This window comes from Chelativorans sp. AA-79, assembly GCF_029457495.1.
Classification (GTDB): domain Bacteria; phylum Pseudomonadota; class Alphaproteobacteria; order Rhizobiales; family Rhizobiaceae; genus Chelativorans.
In genome coordinates this window covers 650713-669053 of record NZ_CP120361.1, presented here as the reverse complement: position 1 = coordinate 669053, position 18341 = coordinate 650713, and the positions used below count along the sequence as shown (strand labels likewise).

Genomic DNA, 18341 nt, shown 5'->3' with positions numbered 1-18341 from the left:
CTAAAGCCTCGCCCGCCGATCGTACCGCCCGACGCGCGACAGAAGATAATCCACTTCGGCCCTTGCGGTGGCCGAAATGCCGCTCGCGGGCTTGCGTTGCGCGTCGCTGGCGATCGCTCCGCGCTTCTGCAGGACGTATTTGCGCACCGCCAGCCCCACGCCTTGCTGCTGCTCATAACGGATGAGCGGCAGATGTGCGTCGAAGAGGTCATGTGCCTCGTCCCGCCTCCCCTCCCGCTGCAGCCGGACCGTATCGACCAGCATGTCCGGAAAGACATAGCCCGTCATCGCACCGTCGGCGCCGCGCTCCATCTCGAAATCGAGGAAAAGTCCGCCATTGCCGCAGAGGATGGAGATCTGGCGCATCTCGCCCGCCGCCTGGAAGGCCCGCAGCTTCGATATCTTTTCCAGACCCGGCCAGTCCTCGTGCTTGAGCATCACGCAGGAGGGGTGGTTCTGAACGATCGTGCGGATGACGTTGGGCGTCATCACCACGCCGAGCGTCAGCGGGTAGTCCTGGATGACGAAGGGCACGTCCTCCCCGATCGCCTCGACCGCCTGGGCGTAATAGGTGACGATCTGCTCATCGGTCCTGAGTGAGGAGGGCGGCGCGATCATGACGCCGGCGGCACCCAACTCCATCGCGTTGCGGGCAAGCGAGCGCATGGCGGCAAAGCCCGGGGCGGAGACGCCGACGACGACCGGCACGGCGGCACGGCCCACCACCTGGCGGGTGATGGCAAGTGATTCCTCGGGCTCGAGCTTCGGCGCCTCGCCCATGATGCCGAGGATGGTGAGCCCGGTCACGCCGCAACCGAGATAGAAGTCCGTCAGCCGGTCCACCGAGGCCGCATCCAGCCGCCCGTCGGGATGGAAAGGCGTGGCGGCGATCGCATAGACGCCCTTCGCAGTGTGGTCGAGCTTCATCCCTTGGCCTTCTCGGCTTCGTAGCGCGCCTTGGTCTCGGCATTCATGGGATAGAGACCGGGAAGCGGAACGCCGCGGTCCACCTCCTTCATGATCCAGGCTTCCATCCGCTCCTGCTCGGGCGCCTCCGCCAGCAGCTCGTCGAGCAACCCCGCCGGAATGAGCACCGCGCCGTCGTCGTCCACGACGATGATGTCGTCCGGGAAGACAGCGACGCCGCCGCAGGCGATCGGCTGCTGCCACGCGACGAAGGTGAGCCCGGCCACCGAGGGCGGTGCCGCGACCCCGCTGCACCAGACCGGCAGGCCGGTATCCAGCACACCTGCCGCGTCACGCATGACGCCGTCCGTCACGAGCGCGGCCACACCGCGCTTCACCATCCGCGCGCAGAGGATATCGCCGAAGATGCCGGCATCGGTGACGCCCATGGCGTCGGCCACGACCACCGCGCCTTCCGGCATGTCCTCGATGGCCGCGCGGGTGGAGATGGGCGAGGCCCAGCTCGCCGGCGTGGCGAGGTCCTCGCGGGCGGGCACGAAGCGCAGCGTGAAGGCACGCCCGACGATGCGCGGTTGGCCGGGCCCGAGCGGTTTCGTTCCGCGCAGCCACACATTGCGCAGCCCCTTCTTCAAAAGAATCGTCGTCAGCGTGGCGGTCGTTACGTTCTTGAGCGTCTCGATCGCGCTCTTGTCCAAAGCCATGGGTGTCCCCCGGATCAGATGCTTGCGATGAGCCCGCCGTCCACCCGGATGACGGAGCCGGTGATATAGGATGCCCGCGCGCTGGCGAGAAAGGCGACGGCATCGCCGTATTCGGCCGGCTCGCCGTAGCGGCCGACGGGGATGGAAGCGGTGCTTTCCGCAGCCACGTCTTCGGCGCTGCGGTTCTCTCGCGCGGCCTTCTGCTCATCGAGAAACTTGATGCGCTGGGTCGCGATGCGGCCGGGCAGGACGATGTTGGCGGTAACGCCGTCGCGACCGACTTCACGCGCGAGCGTCTTGGACCAGCCGACGAGTGAGAGCCGCAGTGCGTTGGATATGCCGAGATTGGGAATCGGCGCCACCACGCCGGAGGAGGTGGAGGTGACGATGCGCCCCCAATTCCGCTGGCGCATGCCGGGCAGCGCCCGGTCGGTAATGGCGATCACCGAAAGCACCATGGACTGGAAATGCTTCGCCCAGAGCTCCGGCGACTGGCCGGAAGCGGGCGTGGGCGGCGGGCCGCCGGTGTTGTTGACGAGGATGTCCACCCCGCCCCGCTTTGCCTCGATCGCAGCGAAATTGCTCTCCACGGCCGGGAGATCTGCGAGATCCCAGGCGACCGCTTCCGCCTCACCGCCCGAAGCCTTGATCTCCGAAGCCGTGGCGCCTGCCGCCTCCGCGTTGATATCCGCGGCATAGACGAAGCAGCCTTCGGCCGCGAGCGCCCTCGCGATCGCGCCGCCGAGCCCGCCGCCGGCGCCGAATACCAGCGCCGTCTTGTTCCTGATTCCGAGATCCACGTGCCGTCTCCGTCTGCCTGTAGCGCGTCGATTATCAGCCTTGCGGATCATAATCAAACATGGCTCTTCCTTCGTCCGAATCGGGAAAGATCCATCGTATGGACACCGGCTTCCTTGCAAAGCTTCGTGCCTGTCGCCGAGCATGGCCCGCTCGCGGAAGATGGCCGCCAGGGGCCTCTGGCGAACCGCTCTACAGTCTCTTGGAAATCGGGGAAATCTGGTACTCCCAAGGGGACTCGAACCCCTGTTTCCGCCGTGAGAGGGCGGCGTCCTAGACCGCTAGACGATGGGAGCGCTCAGAAGCACGCGATATAGTCGCGATCGGATTGGAATGCAACAGCTTCGAACGGCGTGTTCAAACATTCCGGTCAAACGGCTCCAGAAGGTCCCATAGATTGCCGTAGAGATCGGCGAAGACCGCCACTATGCCGTAGCTTTCCCGGCGTGGCTCTTCGCGGAAAACCACTCCGCGCGCCTGCATGGCCTGGTGGTCGCGCCGGAAATCGTCCGTATGGAGGAAGAGGAAAACGCGGCCGCCGGACTGATTGCCGATTGCGGCCTCCTGAGCGGCGCCGTCGGCCTTCGCCAGAAGCAGGCAGGCGCCGCCCGCATTCTGCGGGCCAACCACCACCCAGCGCTTTCCGCCGTCGCCGATCCGCGTGTCCTCAATGACGCGGAAGCCAAGCTTCTCACGGTACCAGGCGATCGCTTCGTCATAGTCCCACACCACGAGGCTGGTGAGAGCGATGCGCCGGCCGGGGCCGCTCATCGTGCTTCGCGGGTGACCGAGAAGCGTCCGATCAGCCGTCTTTCGGGGATGTCGTAAAGGAGGATCGCCTCGCGATCGCCCGCCAGCGCCACATGCAGGGTCAGCCGGTTGCCGGAAGCAGCATGGGAGATGATGCGCGCGCCGACCGGGAGCGGAATGTCGCCGGAAACCGTCTCGCCGGAGGGGACAGCTGCGGTATCGGACGCGCCCGGCTGCGGGACCGCGGTCTCCGGCTCCTTCACCGATTTGTAGACAAACGCCAGCACCACCGCCATAACCGCTGCGAACAGGATGCCGAGATTGATGATCATGAAACGCACGAGCTTGCGGCGCACGCGCTCTGCCGCCGGGTCGAGCGGCTTCTCTTCGTCGAGTTCGAGCGAGGCGTTCGGCCCTGCCATGCATGTTCCAATCGCAAGAAAAGTCGGAAAATGAGCGATCCTGATAACGAAGCCGGCAGCGAATGGAAAGAGCTGCGCGCGGATGAAACGGCGGAAGGCAAGCGCCTCGACCAGTGGCTTGCCGCACTGCTTGCTCCTGAATTCTCGCGCAGCCGCGTGCAGGCGATCATCCGCGAAGGTGCAGTAAGCCTCGACGGCCGCGCCGTGAGTGAGCCCAAGCGGAAGGTCTCCGCCGGCGAATGCTACCGGATCATGCTACCCGAGCCGGAAGCCCCAGAGCCCGAAGGCGAGGCCATACCACTCAGTATCCTTTACGAGGACGACGCCCTGATCGTGATCGACAAGCCGGCCGGCCTGGTCGTGCATCCCGGGCCGGGCAACTGGACCGGCACACTGGTCAATGCGCTGATCCACCACTGCGGCGCCACGCTTTCGGGCATCGGCGGCGTTCGCCGGCCGGGCATCGTGCACCGGCTCGATCGCGATACGAGCGGCGTGATGGTGGTCGCCAAGGCCGACCACGCGCATCGGGTGCTCGCCGACGCCTTCGCCGATCACGGCCAGGATGGAGACCTCGAGCGGGCCTATGTGGCGCTGGTCTGGGGCGTGCCGCCGCGCAGCTCCGGCTCGGTCGTCGCACCGCTCGGTCGCTCGACAAGCGACCGCACGCTGCGCGCCGTGGTGCCGGCGGGCCGGGCCGATGCGCGCCATGCGGTCACACGCTACGCCGTGCTGGAGCGATATGGACCTGGCCGGCCGGAGGAGCAGATCGCATCCCTCGTCGAATGCAGGCTGGAGACGGGCCGCACACACCAGATCCGCGTCCATATGGCGCATATCGGCCATCCTCTCGTTGGCGACCCGGCCTATGGCCGTGCGTTCCGCACCAAGGTGAACCGGCTGCCGCCGCAGCTCGCGGCAAAGGTCGCCGCCTTCCCGCGCCAGGCGCTTCATGCACGCCTGCTCGCCTTCCGCCATCCCGAGACGGGTGAGATGATGCGGTTCGAAGCGCCAATTCCACACGACATGACGGAACTCTTGGAGGGTTTCGCCGGTTTATGATCACAGAATGCGGATCGAAGTCACGAGCCCGGTAACGCTTTGTTGACCGGAAAGGGAAGCTTTAATTCCTCCGCATTTGTTCCTATATAGGCTATATGTCGTGGCGCGCACCGATGCGGCCACGCGTCCGCCCGCCTCTGAGGGGGCGTCGAGAAAAGGAGGGTGCTAATATGGCCCAGACATTGCCGAGCATTGTTTCTGGCGAGGGTGGTCTCACCCGTTACCTGGAGGAAATCCGCAGATTTCCCATGCTTCAGCCGGAGCAGGAGTACATGCTTGCGAAGCGCTACCGTGAGCATGGCGACACCGACGCTGCGCATAAGCTTGTGACCAGCCATCTACGGCTCGTGGCTAAGATCGCCATGGGCTATCGTGGCTATGGCCTGCCCATCGGGGAGGTGATCTCCGAGGGCAATGTCGGCCTCATGCAGGCCGTCAAGAAATTCGAGCCCGAACGCGGCTTCCGTCTTGCCACATACGCAATGTGGTGGATCAAGGCGGCGATTCAAGAGTATATCCTGCGCTCGTGGAGCCTCGTGAAGATGGGCACCACGGCCAACCAGAAGCGGCTGTTCTTCAATCTCCGCAAGGTGAAGGGCAAGATCCAGGCGCTCGAGGAAGGCGACCTCAATCCCGAGCAGGTGTCGGAGATCGCCACCCGCCTCAATGTGAGCGAGGACGAGGTGATCTCCATGAACCGCCGCCTGTCGGGCGACGCTTCGCTGAATGCGCCCATTCGGGCGACCGAGGGCGAATCCGGCGAGTGGCAGGACTGGCTCGTGGACGAACACGACAACCAGGAACAGATGTTGGTCGAGCAGGACGAGCTCGAATCGCGCCGGCGCATGCTGGAGGATGCGATGGACGTGCTCAACGACCGCGAACGCCGAATCTTCGAAGCACGCCGCCTCTCCGACGAGCCGCTGACGCTGGAAGAGCTTTCCGGCGAGTTCGACATCAGCCGCGAGCGCGTGCGCCAGATCGAGGTTCGCGCGTTCGAGAAGGTGCAGGAGGCGGTGACGGCCTCCGCCAAGCGCCAGGCCCAGGCCGTCCGCCCGGCACGGGGCGAAGGCGAGCGCGCCTCGGTTTAACAGGCCGGCCCCGCCTGCCGTGATGGAATTGGAGACCCTCCCCTCGGGGAGGGTTTTCCTTATCCGCTGGAATCGCGGCTCCACGCATCGATCGCTTGGTTGAAGATACGTTCGCCGGGCACACCCTTTTCCATGGTGATGAGGGCCCGCCGCCCCGAGCTGTAGACGATCGGAATGTCGATCCAGCTTTGCCGGCGCAGAAGCGTCAGGTTGACCCGCTGATCGGCCTGGCTGTCGCTCAGGGCCACCAGGAAGAAGCCGTCGGCGATCTTCGCCGGGATGCCGAGGAGCGGGCTTCCCGTGTCCTGCTCGGTGCGCTTCATGCTCATCCGCAGCACATTGCTGATGCCGCCGCCCTGGAAGTTTTCCGGCGTGAGGAAGATCAGCTCGACGATATGGCTGGCCGGCAGCGACTGGTCCGTGTTGCGGCGGATGGTCATCCTGAGCTGCAGGCCCTTCTCGGGGATCGTGGCTTCCGCCTGGATGGCGGGCTCAGGAGGGATGTTTTCGCCCGGCGATTCCTCTATGAGGGACCAGACGACGGAGCCGTTCTCGGCATAGCCTTCCGAAGCGTTCGTGCGCTCCTCGTAGAAGATGGCTTTCTGGCCGACGGGCAGGGCCTCCTGATCCGTACCAGAGCCGGCAGCGCTTCCAGAAGAAGCCTCCCCTGTCTGCCCGCTGCCCTGCACAGGCGCGCCGCTCCCCTGCGTCGCCTGCGCGACGGACGTCCCTTCACCAAGGCCCGGCTCGCCTCCCGCCGGTCCTTCGTCCACCTCGCGGCCGTCGGGCATCAGCCTTTGCGTGAATTTTTGCCGCACTTCGCTTGCCGGTTGCTCTTCCGGCGCAGGTGTCGGCTCGGTCTCCGCCGGCTGGGTATTCCCGGCTACCGCAACCTGCGCACCGGCGCCATCCTGTTCGGCGGGAGGTGCGTCCTGCTCGGCGCGAGGTGCATCCCGCCCCCGCCCGGCGATCAGGTCGTCGAAACTCGCAAAGCCTGCAAGCTGTGACGCTTCGTCCCGATAGAGCCAGCCGCCATAACCCGCAGCGCCCACCGCAAGCAGGAGAAGCAGCAGGACGAGCGGTCTTACGATCCCGCCGCGACGCTGCCGTGCCGGCGCATTGCCGGCCAGCCTTTCCTCGACAGGAGGAAGCGCTTCCGGCCCCTCGACGGAAGGCTGGGAGGTCTGCGACCAGTCCACCTCATCGAGCGGAGCGCGGACGGGATCGGCATGCAGTGCCGGACCGGCCCCGGTTGACCATCCGGCGGCGGACTGCGCATCATCGGGGTCGAAAGGATCCTGCGCGTGCTGCGCCTCAGGCGGCGGCGTCTCGGCGCGGTCCCACTGCGTCTCGGCATCGCCGTTGCTGCTGGCCTCCTCGTCTTCCGTCGGGCGGATGGCCGGGGCGGCCCGTTCCAAGGCCTGGAGATCCGAAAGGAGGCTGTCGAAATCGTCCTCCAGGGAAGATGCCGGCGGCGGAGCATAGTCCGCCTCCACCTGGCCGATGGCCTCCTCCAGAAGCTCTCGCTGGCGCTCGGCCACCTGGGGTGGCGACGACACCGCGGCAAGCTTGGCCTCGATCGTGATGCGTGCCTTCTGGTAAATTTTCTCGCGCGCCTCGGGCGTGTTATCCTTCAGCGCCTCGACGGCCTTGCGCAAAACCGCAGCAAAATCTGCCATAATCTGAAATGCCTGCTCCTGCTTGCCGTTGCGGACCCAAACTCGCCGGAAACTCGCACGAAAATGTGGTCACACTACAACACGGCCCAAAATATTGAAACTGTGACATGCCGGAGATCACACGAAAATTCAATGTGTTAGGCCATATGCTCGGATTCCTGCGCCAGAACGGCCCGCGCCGCTTTTCTCCCGCCCGGAAGAAAAGCGCAAGATGCAGCCCGATTCTCGCCTCGCAGGCATTCCGCTTCACCGACAAGGACCGGAGAAATGCGGATGAACCGCTGCTCCCGGCAGCCGATATTCTCCGGCATCCGAGCAACGGAAAGAAGAAGATCGGGCGGCTGCTTCATGAAAGCACGATCGTCTCGAAAACTAGTCCTGGAACGGATCGGTGACCAGAATTGCGTCTTCGCGCTCGGGGCTGGTCGAAAGGATTGCGACCGGCGCGCCGATGAGCTCTTCGATATGGCGCACATATTTCACCGCCTGGGCCGGCAGGTCGTTCCAGCGGCGCGCGCCGCGTGTCGTTTCCTTCCAGCCCTCAAGCGTCTCGTAGATCGGTTCGAGCCGCGCCTGCGCGCCCTGGCTTGCCGGAAGATAATCGATCACCTGCCCGTCGAGCCGGTATCCTGTGCACACCTTGATCTCATCCAGGCCATCGAGAACGTCGAGCTTGGTGAGCGCGATGCCGTTCATGCCGTTGGCCACCACGGCTTGCCGCACCAGGACCGCGTCGAACCAGCCGCAGCGGCGCTTGCGCCCGGTGACCGTGCCGAACTCATGCCCGCGCGTGCCGAGGAAGTCGCCCACCTCGTTGTCCTGCTCGGTCGGGAACGGCCCCTCGCCCACCCGCGTCGTATAAGCCTTGGTGATACCCAGCACATAGTCCACGGCGCCCGGGCCGAGGCCGGAGCCGGTTGCAGCCTGCCCGGCCACGGTGTTGGACGAGGTGACGAAGGGATAGGTGCCGTGATCGATGTCGAGCATCGTCCCCTGCGCCCCTTCGAACAGGATGCGGCTTCCCGCCCGCCGCGCATTGTCGAGGATCGTCCACACGCGGTCGACGAAGGGAAGGATCTTCTCCGCGACCGACGTAAGCTCCTGCATGATCGCCTCGTGGGAGACCTCCGGATGTCCGAGGCCGCGCCGAAGCGCGTTGTGGTGGGTGAGCAGCCGGTCGACCTTGAGCGCCAGCGTCTCCGGATCGGCGAGGTCCATCACGCGGACCGCACGGCGGCCCACCTTGTCCTCATAGGCCGGGCCGATGCCGCGTCGCGTCGTGCCGATCTTCGTTCCCGAATTGGAGGCGGCGTCCTCGCGGAAGCCGTCAAGTTCGCGATGCAGGGAGAGAATCAGAGCAGTATTCTCGGCGATCTTCAGGCTGTCGGGCGTCACCGTCACGCCCTGCCCCTTCAGCCGCTCCACTTCCGCCACGAAGGCATGCGGATCGAAGACGACGCCATTGCCGATGACGGAAAGCTTTCCCTGCCGGACCACGCCGGAGGGCAGGAGCGAGAGCTTGTAGCTCACCCCGTCAATGACGAGCGTGTGACCGGCATTGTGTCCGCCCTGGTAGCGCACCACCACATCCGCGCGCTCGGAGAGCCAGTCGACGATCTTTCCCTTGCCCTCGTCGCCCCATTGCGAGCCAACGACCACCACATTCGCCATCAGTGCTTTCCTTCCTCTCGGCCGGAGTGCACCGGCCTTCGAAAACCAGAGGCTCTATACCTTCATGCGGGGCTCGATGCGACCCCTCTTTCGCCGCACTCTGGAGGCCGGCGGGAATTTCAGGCGGGGTAGTGCATGAAGCGGATGGATGCTTTATCCCTGAACCAGCATCATGATCCGGACTCCCCCCGCATGCTCAATTCCGCCTATCCGTTGCTTCTGCTGACGACGCTTTTCTGGGGCGGAAACGCCGTGGCGGGGAAACTGGCGGTGGGTCACGTGTCTCCTTTCGCGCTCACGTTCCTGCGCTGGATCGTCGCGCTTGCGCTTCTTCTGCCGTTCGCGTGGAAGCCGCTTCGCCGGGATTGGCCGGACGTGAAGCGGCATCTGCCTCTTCTGGCGAGCCTGGGCGTGATCGGCTTCACTTGCTTCAACGCGGCCATGTACAGTGCCCTGACGCTCACCTCGGCAGTCAACGTCTCCATCGAGCAGGGGGCGATCCCGCTCGTGATCATCGTGGTGAATTTCCTCGTCTTCCGCGTGAAGGCCACCTGGCTCCAGCTTGTGGGCTTTCTCCTCTCGCTCATCGGTATCGGCCTGACGGCAAGCCACGGCGACATCACGAGGCTCGCCGCTCTCGACATCAACTTAGGCGATCTCTTGATGCTGATCGCCGTGCTCGTCTACGGATTCTATACGGTGGGTCTCCGCTTCAAGCCGGAGATCCATTGGCTGAGCATGATCACGGTGCTTGCCGCCTCCGCCCTGGCAAGCTCCGTTCCGCTGCTTGCGTGGGAGCATTCGACCGGCGATCTGATCCTCCCGGATCTCAGGGGCTGGGCAATCGTGATCTATGTCGCCGTCATGCCCTCTGTCCTGTCACAGGTCTTCTATATCCGCAGCAACGAGCTCATCGGCCCCAACCGCGCCGGGCTCTTCGTCAATCTGGTGCCGATTTTCGGGACGCTGCTTTCCATCCTGATCCTCGGCGAGGATTTTCACCTCTACCACGCCGCCGCGCTTCTTCTGGTCTTCTGCGGCATCTCGCTTGCCGAATACAGCGGACGAAGGGCCGAGGCCGCCTCGCCGCGCGTCCGGGCACCGGTGGACGGGTCATAAGCCGGGCGCACGCGCAGCACGCCCGGCGAGGGTTCGCTATGCGCCGACGTCGAACCGTAGCGGCCTGGCCGAGAGGATGGTGCCCGTCGACTTGAGTTCGTCCACCACCGCCTGCGGGAACGGCGCATCGAGATAGAGCAGCGCGATGGCGTCCCCGCCGGGCCGGTTGCGGCCGAGCTGGAAGTTCGCGATGTTCACCCCGTGCTTGCCGCAGATGGTGCCGAGCTGACCGATGATGCCAGGCGTGTCGTAATTGGTGGTGTAGAGCATGTGCTCGCCGATCTCGGCATCGAGATTGATGCCCTTGATCTGGATGAAGCGCGGCTTGCCGTCGGAAAAGACCGTGCCGGCAATCGAACGCGTGCGCTCGGTGGTCTTCACCGTCAACTTGATATAGCCATCGAACACGCCGGACTTGTCGCGCTTCACTTCCGAGACGATGATGCCGCGTTCCTTCACCATGATCGGTGCCGAGACCATGTTGACGTCGTTCACCTGGGGCCGGATGAGACCCGCCAGCGCCGCACTGATGAGCGCCCGCGTGTTCATGGTGGCGGTCGAGCCGTCGAACAGAATCTCGACCTCCTCGATCGGCTCGTCCGTCACCTGGCCGACGAAGGCGCCGAGCACTTCCGCGAGCTTGATGAACGGCTTGAGGCGCGGTGCCTCCTCCGCCGTGATCGAGGGCATGTTGATGGCGTTCGTGACGGCGCCCTTGATGAGGTAGTCCGACATCTGCTCGGCCACTTGCAACGCCACGTTCTCCTGCGCTTCCGTCGTCGAGGCGCCGAGATGCGGCGTGCAGACCACATTGGGCATGTTGAAAAGCGGGTTCTCGGTCGCAGGCTCGTTCTCGAACACGTCGATGCCCGCGCCGGCGACCTTGCCGGACTTGAGCGCCTCGAGCAGGTCGGCCTCGACGATCAAGCCGCCGCGCGCGCAATTGATGATGCGCACGCCCTCCTTCATCTTGCCGATCGCTTCCGCGTTGATGATGCCCCGCGTCTTGTCGGTGAGCGGGGTGTGCAGCGTGATGAAATCGGCACGCGCGAAGAGTTCGTCGAGTTCCACTTTCTCCACGCCGAGTTCCTCGGCCCGGTCTTCCGAGAGGAAGGGATCAAAGGCCACCACATGCATCTTGAGCCCGATCGCGCGCATGGCGACGACGGAACCGATATTGCCGCAGCCGATCACGCCCAGTGTCTTGCCGGTGATCTCGACACCCATGAAACGGTTCTTCTCCCACTTGCCGGCATGGGTGGAAGCGTTGGCCTCGGGAATCTGCCGCGCCACGGCGAAGAGCATCGCGATCGCGTGCTCCGCAGTCGTGATGGAATTGCCGAAGGGCGTGTTCATCACGATGATGCCGCGGCGCGAGGCGGCGGGGATGTCGACATTGTCGACGCCGATGCCGGCGCGGCCGATCACCTTGAGGTTCGTGGCGGCGGCGATCAGCTTCTCCGTGACCTTGGTGGCGGAGCGGATCGCGAGTCCGTCATACTGGTCGATGACGGAGAGAAGCTTCTCCTTGTCCTTCCCGAGATCGGGCTGGTAATCCACGTCGATGCCGCGCTGCTTGAAAATGTCGACGGCGGTCGGCGAAAGCTTGTCGGAAACGAGAACGCGAGGTGCCATCTCCAGGCTCCATTCTGTCGAAAAAGGGAAAAGGGAGGCCGCAAGACGGATGCGGCCGGGAAGAATCAGGCCGCCTGAAGCGCGGCTTTCTGCTCCTGGAAAGCCAAGTCGAGCCAAGGCGTCAGGGCTTCGAGATCAGCGGTCTCCACCGTGGCGCCGGCCCAGATCCTGAGGCCCGGAGGCGCATCGCGGTAGTGGCCGACGTCGTAGGCGACCCCTTCCTTGTCGAGCCTGGAGACGATGCCCTTGGCGAAGGCCGCGCGGGCCTCTTCGTCCAATGCCGCAACGGCCGGATCGACGATGCTGAGGCAGACCGAGGTGTTGGAGCGCGTGGACGGATCTTCCGCCAGATGCGCCAGCCAGCCGCTCTTCTGCACGAAACGGTCGATGACGGCGAAATTGGCGTCGGCGCGGGCGATCAGACCTTCGAGCCCGCCGGCCGACTTCGCCCATTCGAGCGCGTCGAGATAGTCTTCCACACAGAGCATGGAGGGCGTGTTGATGGTCTCGCCCTTGAAGATGCCTTCGATCAGCTTGCCGCCCTTGGTCATGCGGAAGATCTTGGGCAATGGCCAGGCGGGCGTGTAAGTCTCGAGCCGTTCCACCGCGCGGGGAGAGAGAATGAGCATGCCGTGGCCGCCCTCGCCGCCCAGCACCTTCTGCCAGGAGAAGGTGACGACGTCGAGCTTGGCGAAATCGAGCCGCTGGGCGAAGGCCGCCGAGGTGGCGTCACAGATGGTCAGGCCGCCGCGGTCGGCCGGAATGAAATCGGCATTCGGCACGCGCACGCCGGAGGTGGTGCCGTTCCAGGTGAAGACGACGTCCCGGTCGAAATCGACCTGGGAAAGATCGGGCAGCTTGCCGTAATCGGCCTCGATGCGGCGGACATCCTCGATCTTGAGCTGCTTGACGACATCCGTCACCCAGCCTGCGCCGAAGGATTCCCAGGCCAGCATATCGACACCGCGTTGGCCCAGAAGCGACCACAGTGCCATTTCGACGGCACCCGTATCCGAGGCCGGCACGATGCCGATGCGGTAGTCTGCGGGAACCTGAAGCACTTCGCGTGTGAGTTCGATCGCGCGGGCAAGCTTCTCCTTGCCGATCTTTGCACGATGCGAGCGCCCGAGGGCAGCGCCTTTCAGGGCCTCGACCGTCCAGCCGGGGCGCTTCGCGCAGGGTCCTGAAGAGAAATTGGGATTGGCCGGACGCATGTCCGGCTTCGAGAGCGTGGTCATGTTGTACCTATCCTTCCAGATAGCACGCCCCTCGGTGGGGAGGGGTGGCCCGCGGATGGGGTTAGTCGAACTCGCACTGAAAGGCAAGTGGCAATCATATCGAGGCCTGCCCGTGTGCGGCACGGGATCGAGCATTCCGTGGGCGGCGCAGGCGCCTAGAGCGGGTAACACATCCCAGATATCGGATTATGTTAGAATTTTATTTCATGAAAAGGAGAAGCCTATGGCATATATAGAATTTTATTCCAAAGCACATCCATGTTTGGGGTGCTTTCCTTTGCGATGAGAAAAGAAGAGTTCTCCCATGGCCACCCAAGCTCACCCCTCCCGACCGGCGGAGCAAAAGCCGTTCTACCGTTCTTTCGGTTTTCAGGTGCTCTTCGCGATGGCGGTCGGCCTCGTCCTCGGCTTGATCGCCCGCGACATGGGCACAGGCCCGGCAGGCGATCCGAACTGGCTCGCGCAGACGCTGCAGACCATCGGTTCGATCTTCGTCCAGCTCCTGCGCGCACTCGTCCCGCTGCTCATCTTCACCGCGATCGTCGCCTCGATCAGCAATCTGCGGGCACTCTCCAACGCGGCCGCGCTCGTGTGGCAGATGCTGCTGTGGTTCGCCATCACCGCATTGATCGCAGTGGTGATCGGCATTTCGCTCGGTCTTATCATCCAGCCCGGCACGCGGGCCGTGATCGACCAGGCCGCGGCGGCCGCACCCGCCACCACCGGTTCCTGGCTCGACTTCCTGAAGGGGCTCGTGCCGGCCAACATGCTCGGCCTTCAGGCATCCACCAGAATAAGCGAAACGGGTGCCACCACAGCGCTCAATTTCAATGTCCTGCAGATCCTCGTGGTCTCGATCGTCATCGGCATCGCGGCCCTCCGCGTCGGGCAGGCGGCCGAGCCTTTCCTCGAACTGAACCGTTCCCTGCTCGCCATCGTCCGGAAAATCCTGTGGTGGGTGATCCGGCTGACCCCGATCGGCACGATCGGCCTGCTCGGCAACGCCGTTGCGCAGTATGGCTGGCAGACGCTCGGCCAGTTGGGCTGGTTTTCCGCCGCTGTCTATATCGGCCTCGCCCTCGTCCTGTTCGTCGTCTACCCGGTGCTGCTTTTTGCGAACGGCCTCAACCCCGTCCGCTACTTCGCGGGTGCATGGCCGGCGATCCAGCTCGCCTTCGTCTCGCGCTCCTCGATCGGCACCCTCCCGGTGACCGAGACGGTTACCGAACGCGAGCTCGGCGTGCCCCGTGAATATGCCGCCTTCGCCGTGCCCCTTGGCGCCACGACGAAGATGGACGGCTGCGCGGCCATCTATCCGGCGATCGCGGCGATCTTCGTCGCGGAGTTCTACCACGTGCCGCTGGCGCTCCAGGACTATTTCCTGATCGCCTTCGTCTCGGTGGTCGGCTCCGCCGCGACCGCGGGCCTTACGGGCGCGGTCGTGATGCTCACCCTGACGCTGTCGACCCTCGGTCTGCCGCTCCAGGGCGTGGGTCTGCTCCTGGCGATCGACCCGATCCTCGATATGGGCCGCACCGCGGTGAATGTCGCCGGACAGGCGCTGGTCCCCACGATCGTGGCCAAGCGGGCCGGCATTCTCGACCAAGCACGCTACGACCACGCCGGACAGGTGGACCTGCTCCAGGCCGAGCCCGCGCCCCGGGCCGCCTGATTCGCTATCCGAACGGCGGAAGAAAAAGCCCGGCATGCGGACCGCGTGCCGGGCTTTTCGATTGGAGGCGTCCGGAGCGGTCACCAGAGATCGTATCTCAGGCCCACTTTCACCTGATGGTAATCCAAGCCCTCCTCAACAGTGCCGGCGTCCACGTCCACATATTTCGTGCCGGGGGAGCTCAGAAATTGGTAACCCACGTCGAGCGACATGTTCTTTGTGATTTGATAGCTCACCCCCGCATTGAGAGAGTAAGCGAACTCGTATTGGCGGTCGACGGCTTCGGCCGCAGCACCGAGTGCGGCCGAGGAGGCCGAGATCTCATGCATCGAGTAGAGGATGCCCGCGCCGGCGCCGACATAGGGCGTGAAGCCCACGAAAGTGCCGAGATCGAGATAGCCGTTGACCATGGCTCCCAGAACTCGGTGATCCGCCGAAATTGATACGACGCCGTCGTCATAGTCGAACTCGTCGCTCGAGATATAGGCGAGACTGACATCGGCCCTGAGCAGGTCGGTGAAGTGATACCCGAAGCCGATGCTGCCGCCGAAGCGGTTGTTGTCGGCCTCGTCGCCGAACAAGTCGGCGTCATAGGCCGACTCGTTGGCGGCGTAGGTCACGTCTCCCCGCAGATACCAGCCCGAGCCGACCTCCACAGGCACGAGCGGCGCCTCATCGATCACGATGGGCGGTTCGTAGTCGGCCGCGTGTCCGGTGACAGCCGTGCCTAACACAACCGTGGATGCGATCAGGGTGAGGCTGCAGGATTTCCGCATGGTTCCGTTCTCCGCGAATCGCGGCGGAGCCGTAGCTGCCCCCGCCGCCCTTGTTGCGGAGACTGTTAACCATTTTGGTTAAGCCGCGGTTAAGGATAACGGAAGGTTACAGGAAAAGCGGCCACCGAGGCCGCTTGCCGGCAAACGAAAACCGCCCGGCGATGCCGGGCGGTCGATCAAGAAGACGGATTTCGTTACTTGTAGATCACCGGCTCTGCGGGCGGTACATAGGGAGGCTCGTAGGAGACGACCTGCGGGGCGGCGCAGTTCGCATTCGCGCCACCGAAGGAGTAGCGCAGGCCTGCGCGCGCTTCGTGCACGTTGAACCCGTCGTCGAATCCGGGACCGGCACCGATGCTCGCGCCACTGGGGCTGAACTCCTCGAACATGCGCCCGCCTTCGATCCGCGTGAAGCGGTAACCGGCATCGAGCTGCAGGTTCTGGGTCAGGCAATAGGACGCGCCGGCCATGAGCGACCAGGCAAAGCGCCATTCCTTGGCGCCCTTATGGATCCAGGTGTCGTCCCCGATGGTGTTGTGGAGATCGTCCCATTTCACATAAGCGCCGCCGATGCCCGCGCCCACATAGGGCGTGATCCCGCGATAGGTGCCGAGGTCCACATAGGCGTTGGCCATCAGGAGCAGCGCGCTGTAGGAGGTGCTGTCCCTCGAGCTGCAGGGAACGGCGCCGCAATAACCATGCGTGGTGCCACGGAAATCCGAGTCGAACCAATAATCGGCGGTCAAATCGGTGCGGAAGTGACGTGTCACCTGATAGCCGATACCGCCGCCGAGCGACATGGCGCCGTCGAGATCCGTCGAGGCGAATTCGCCGGTGTCCGGCGGATCGGTGTAGAGGATGTATTCGGTGCCGCGCAGCTCCGACCAGCGATAGCCGATATCCCCACGCAGGTACCAGCCGCCGACCGCGACCGGCTGTTCGATGATCTGCGGAGGCGGCGGAGCCTCGACAGGCGGCACATACAAGTCAGCGGCATAAGCGCTTGTCGTGAAAGCAAGCGCGGCTGCCGTAAAAATCGGCTTCGTCATCTTCAACATCTACATCCCCCAAATGCCGTCCGGTGACCGGCGCCACGGCTGGTTGAATCATGCCGAAGATTGCAACAGAAAAGTTAAGCCCCTCTTAACCCTAACGAATTTTCCGCTTTTCGTTTACCTTGTCTGCTGCGGAGTGTTCCGGCGGCCGGCGCAGGCCCGGCCGCCTGGGACCAAGGAGGGTTGTCAGGCGGCTGCGGTTCTCGTTTCCGCGATGGCTTCGACGATGTTGTCGACGACCGCCACGACGAGATCGGGGTTGTCGCCCTCGGCCATCACGCGGATGAGAGGCTCGGTGCCGGAGGGGCGGATGACGAGCCGGCCGCTTTCGCCAAGCCGGGCCTCCGCGTCGGCGATCGCCGCTTTGACGGCAGCGCTCTCGAGGGGCTTTCCGCCGCTGGTATGCACATTCTTCAGCACCTGCGGCACCGGCTCGAACTTGCGGCAGACCTCGCTCGCCGGCCTGTCCAGCCGCTTGATATGGGCGAGCACCTGCAGCGCGGTGACGAGGCCGTCGCCAGAGGTGGAGAAATCGGACAGGATGACATGGCCGGACTGCTCGCCGCCGACATTGAGGCCGTGCTCGCGCATATGTTCGACCACATAGCGGTCGCCCACCTTGGTGCGGTGAAGCGACAAGTCACGCTCGCGCAGGAAGCGCTCAAGGCCCAGATTCGACATCACGGTGGCGACGATGCCGCCGCCGACGAGCTTCTCGCTCTCGTGCCAGGACTGGGCGACGAGTGCCATGATCTGGTCGCCGTCGATAATCGTGCCGTTCTCGTCGACGATTACGACGCGATCGGCATCGCCATCGAGCGCGATGCCGATATCAGCGCGCACCTCATGCACCTTCTTTGCAAGGCTCATCGGGTGGGTGGAACCGCAATCCTGGTTTATGTTGAAACCATTCGGATCCACATGGATCGGCACGACCTCGGCGCCGAGTTCCCAGAGGGCTGCCGGTGCCACCTTGTAGGCTGCGCCGTTGGCGCAGTCGATGACGATACGCAGGCCTGCCAGCGACATGTCGCGCGGCAGGGTGCGCTTGGCGAATTCGATATAGCGGTCGTGCACGCCGTCGACGCGCTTGGCCCGGCCGAGCGAATCGGCATCGGCCAGCGCCAGTTCGATATCCCTGTGGAGCATCGATTCGATGCGGTTTTCGATCTGGTCGGACAGTTTGTAGCCGTCAGGTCCGAAAAGCTTGATGCCATTGTCGTGAAACGGGTTGTGCGAGGCCGAGATCATGACGCCGATGTCGGCCCGCAGCGAGCGCACCAGCATGGCCACGGCGGGGGTCGGGATCGGCCCCAAAAGGAACACGTCCATGCCCGCCGCGCAGAAGCCCGCGACCATCGCATTCTCGATCATGTAGCCCGACAGACGCGTGTCCTTGCCGACCACCACCCGATGACGATGGCTGCCGTTCTGGAAGGTGAGGCCGGCGGCCATGCCGACGCGCATGGCCACTTCCGCAGTCATGGGAAAGCGATTCGCGCGTCCCCGAATCCCGTCGGTTCCGAAATATTGTTTCGACATAGGTTTTTTCGTCCGCACCGATCTTGATCGCAAAGCAGCGCTCCTTCCCTCTCTCCGCCACAGCTTCGCGCGATATACGTCACACTTTATGCGAGAATTCGTATTCGATCCATATGAACAGGCGCTTGTCCAGCATAGTTAACAGGCGGTAAGCACACCTGCCTCCTGCGGCCTCGGCATTCGGGACCATTCATCGCGCCCCC

The 18341-nt window shown here is 64.2% G+C and carries 17 protein-coding genes and 1 tRNA gene; 5 read left to right on the top strand and 13 right to left on the bottom strand.

Annotated elements, in window-relative coordinates; genetic code table 11:
* The 6 genes from PVE73_RS03365 to PVE73_RS03340 form a co-directional block, all read right to left on the bottom strand.
* Entirely contained in the window at positions 1-927 is a 927-nt protein-coding gene (locus tag PVE73_RS03365; protein ID WP_277365591.1) for a dihydrodipicolinate synthase family protein, read from the bottom strand.
* The gene (locus PVE73_RS03360; protein WP_277365590.1) at positions 924-1628 is read right to left on the bottom strand and encodes a ribonuclease activity regulator RraA; all 705 of its coding nucleotides are present in this window, start codon (positions 1626-1628) and stop codon (positions 924-926) included. Before PVE73_RS03360 ends, PVE73_RS03365 begins: the two co-directional genes overlap by 4 nt.
* Positions 1629-1642: 14 nt before the next feature.
* Complete coding sequence (locus PVE73_RS03355) at positions 1643-2428, bottom strand: SDR family oxidoreductase (protein WP_277365589.1); 786 nt, start codon at positions 2426-2428, stop codon at positions 1643-1645.
* A 218-nt stretch (positions 2429-2646) separates the two neighbouring features.
* Positions 2647-2722: transfer RNA gene (locus tag PVE73_RS03350), tRNA-Glu, on the bottom strand.
* A 61-nt stretch (positions 2723-2783) separates the two neighbouring features.
* Positions 2784-3197 carry a VOC family protein gene (locus tag PVE73_RS03345; RefSeq protein WP_277365588.1) on the bottom strand — a complete coding sequence of 138 codons (414 nt, stop codon included), beginning with the start codon at positions 3195-3197 and terminating at the stop codon, positions 2784-2786.
* Positions 3194-3598: a fimbrial protein gene (locus PVE73_RS03340; RefSeq protein WP_277365587.1), complete on the bottom strand. Its 405-nt coding sequence runs from the start codon at positions 3596-3598 to the stop codon at positions 3194-3196. The genes PVE73_RS03345 and PVE73_RS03340 overlap by 4 nt, the downstream gene beginning before the upstream one ends.
* A 30-nt stretch (positions 3599-3628) precedes the next feature.
* On the opposite strand from PVE73_RS03340, the gene PVE73_RS03335 reads away from it, so the two are divergent.
* Both PVE73_RS03335 and rpoH read left to right on the top strand, forming a co-directional pair.
* On the top strand, positions 3629-4660 hold the full coding sequence (locus PVE73_RS03335) for an RluA family pseudouridine synthase (protein WP_277365586.1): 1032 nt from the start codon (positions 3629-3631) through the stop codon (positions 4658-4660).
* 170 nt (positions 4661-4830) lie between these two features.
* Complete coding sequence (gene rpoH, locus PVE73_RS03330; RefSeq protein ID WP_277365585.1) at positions 4831-5751, top strand: RNA polymerase sigma factor RpoH; 921 nt, start codon at positions 4831-4833, stop codon at positions 5749-5751.
* Between the two features lie 59 nt (positions 5752-5810).
* On the opposite strand, the gene PVE73_RS03325 is transcribed toward rpoH, so the two are convergent.
* Entirely contained in the window at positions 5811-7430 is a 1620-nt protein-coding gene (locus PVE73_RS03325; RefSeq protein WP_277365584.1) for a hypothetical protein, read from the bottom strand.
* Positions 7431-7537: 107 nt separating this feature from the next.
* Here PVE73_RS03325 and PVE73_RS03320 point away from each other — a divergent pair, with 107 nt between their 5' ends.
* Positions 7538-7825 carry a hypothetical protein gene (locus PVE73_RS03320; protein ID WP_277365583.1) on the top strand — a complete coding sequence of 96 codons (288 nt, stop codon included), beginning with the start codon at positions 7538-7540 and terminating at the stop codon, positions 7823-7825.
* Here PVE73_RS03320 and PVE73_RS03315 read toward each other — a convergent pair.
* Entirely contained in the window at positions 7803-9101 is a 1299-nt protein-coding gene (locus PVE73_RS03315) for an adenylosuccinate synthase (protein WP_277365582.1), read from the bottom strand. The genes PVE73_RS03320 and PVE73_RS03315 overlap by 23 nt on opposite strands.
* A 192-nt stretch (positions 9102-9293) precedes the next feature.
* Here PVE73_RS03315 and PVE73_RS03310 point away from each other — a divergent pair, with 192 nt between their 5' ends.
* Entirely contained in the window at positions 9294-10220 is a 927-nt protein-coding gene (locus tag PVE73_RS03310; RefSeq protein WP_277367327.1) for a DMT family transporter, read from the top strand.
* Between the two features lie 36 nt (positions 10221-10256).
* On the opposite strand, the gene serA is transcribed toward PVE73_RS03310, so the two are convergent.
* Together serA and PVE73_RS03300 are read right to left on the bottom strand one after the other, a co-directional pair.
* Positions 10257-11855, bottom strand: coding sequence for a phosphoglycerate dehydrogenase (gene serA, locus PVE73_RS03305; protein WP_277365581.1), 1599 nt, complete (start codon positions 11853-11855; stop codon positions 10257-10259).
* Between the two features lie 65 nt (positions 11856-11920).
* On the bottom strand, positions 11921-13093 hold the full coding sequence (locus PVE73_RS03300) for a phosphoserine transaminase (protein ID WP_277365580.1): 1173 nt from the start codon (positions 13091-13093) through the stop codon (positions 11921-11923).
* Between the two features lie 304 nt (positions 13094-13397).
* On the opposite strand from PVE73_RS03300, the gene PVE73_RS03295 reads away from it, so the two are divergent.
* On the top strand, positions 13398-14765 hold the full coding sequence (locus tag PVE73_RS03295) for a dicarboxylate/amino acid:cation symporter (protein WP_277365579.1): 1368 nt from the start codon (positions 13398-13400) through the stop codon (positions 14763-14765).
* A gap of 80 nt (positions 14766-14845) precedes the next feature.
* Here PVE73_RS03295 and PVE73_RS03290 read toward each other — a convergent pair whose 3' ends face one another.
* From PVE73_RS03290 to glmM, 3 genes are all read right to left on the bottom strand, one after another.
* Positions 14846-15541: an outer membrane beta-barrel protein gene (locus PVE73_RS03290; RefSeq protein ID WP_277365578.1), complete on the bottom strand. Its 696-nt coding sequence runs from the start codon at positions 15539-15541 to the stop codon at positions 14846-14848.
* Between the two features lie 194 nt (positions 15542-15735).
* Complete coding sequence (locus PVE73_RS03285; RefSeq protein WP_277365577.1) at positions 15736-16599, bottom strand: outer membrane protein; 864 nt, start codon at positions 16597-16599, stop codon at positions 15736-15738.
* 183 nt (positions 16600-16782) lie between these two features.
* The gene (gene glmM / locus PVE73_RS03280; protein ID WP_277365576.1) at positions 16783-18138 is read right to left on the bottom strand and encodes a phosphoglucosamine mutase; all 1356 of its coding nucleotides are present in this window, start codon (positions 18136-18138) and stop codon (positions 16783-16785) included.
* Positions 18139-18341: the final 203 nt, after the last annotated feature.